The following is a 1667-nucleotide window of genomic DNA, read 5'->3' as shown; positions in this document are numbered from 1 at the left end:
GAAATTGCACAGGAATGTACAATGGAGCCAATCACAAAGATTGCAGAAAAAGCGGGGATTGATGACAAGTATCTGGAGCAGTACGGAAAGTACAAAGCAAAAATCGACTACAATCTGCTCAACGAATCCGATGCACCAAACGGAAAACTGATTCTGGTAACGGCAATTAACCCCACACCGGCAGGGGAAGGAAAGACAACAACCACCGTTGGTCTGGCAGACGGTATGCAGAAACTGGGCAAGAACGTTATGGTTGCCTTAAGAGAGCCGTCCCTGGGACCGGTCTTCGGTGTAAAAGGCGGAGCAGCCGGCGGCGGTTACGCACAGGTAGTGCCCATGGAAGACATTAACCTGCATTTCACCGGTGACTTCCATGCCATCGGAGCAGCCAACAACCTGCTGGCAGCCATGATTGACAACCACATTTTCCAGGGAAATGCCTTAAACATTGACCCAAGAAAAATCACCTGGAGAAGATGCGTGGATATGAACGACCGCCAGCTTCGTTTCGTAGTGGACGGCCTGGGCGGAAAAGCCAACGGAATGCCAAGAGAGGACGGCTATGACATCACCGTAGCATCCGAAATCATGGCAGTGCTGTGCCTGGCCAACGACATCAAAGACTTAAAAGCCCGTCTGGCAAGAATCATTGTGGGCTATACATATGGAAAAGCATCCGAGCAGAAACCGGTAACGGCAGGAGACTTAAATGCCCAGGGAGCGATGTGCGCGCTGTTAAAAGACGCCCTGAAACCGAACCTGGTACAGACCCTGGAACATGTACCGGCCATCGTACACGGCGGACCATTCGCAAACATTGCCCATGGATGTAACTCTGTAATCGCAACGAAGATGGCGCTGAAACTGGGAGATTACGCGATTACCGAAGCAGGCTTCGGAGCAGACCTGGGAGCAGAGAAATTCCTGGATATTAAATGCCGGATGGCAGGATTAACACCAAACGCAGTGGTTATCGTAGCAACGGTGCGTGCGCTGAAATACAACGGCGGCGTGGCCAAGGCAGATTTAAATAACGAAAACCTGGAAGCACTGGAAAAAGGCCTTCCGAACCTGTTAAAACATGTAAGCAACATCAAGAACGTATACAAACTGCCGTGTGTAGTAGCCATTAACGCATTCCCGACAGATACCAAGGCAGAACTTGACCTGGTAGAGAGCAAATGTAAGGAACTGGGAGTAAACGTAGCCCTTTCGGAAGTATGGGCAAAAGGCGGCGAAGGCGGCGTGAAGCTGGCAGAAGAAGTAATCCGTCTGGTAGAAGAGCCCAATGACTTTACTTATTCCTATGAGCTGGAAGGAAGCATCGAGGATAAGTTAAACCAGATCGTACAGAAGATCTACGGAGGAAAGAAAGTCGTCTTAACAGCCAACGCGCAGAAACAGGCGAAAGAGCTGGAAGCCTTAGGCTATGGAAACTGCCCGATCTGTGTGGCAAAGACCCAGTACAGCTTAACAGATGACCAGACGAAACTGGGAGCGCCCACAGACTTTGAAGTAACGGTAAGGAACTTAAAGATTTCCGCAGGGGCAGGCTTTATTGTAGCGCTGACAGGAGAAATCATGACCATGCCGGGACTGCCGAAAGTACCGGCTGCAGAAAAGATCGATGTAGACGAAACCGGAAAGATTACCGGACTGTTCTAAAT

The 1667-nt window shown here is 50.0% G+C and carries 1 protein-coding gene; it reads left to right on the top strand.

Annotated elements, in window-relative coordinates:
* Positions 1-1665, top strand: a 1665-nt coding sequence (locus B5F53_RS19460; RefSeq protein ID WP_087227133.1) for a formate--tetrahydrofolate ligase, incomplete at its 5' end; no start/stop codon positions are given.
* Positions 1666-1667 lie beyond the last annotated feature (2 nt).

The sequence above is a fragment of the Blautia sp. An249 genome (assembly GCF_002159835.1).
GTDB classification, from domain to species: domain Bacteria; phylum Bacillota; class Clostridia; order Lachnospirales; family Lachnospiraceae; genus Blautia_A; species Blautia_A avistercoris.
Note: the sequence above shows the minus strand (reverse complement) of the source record. Positions and strands in the feature narration are given on the sequence as shown.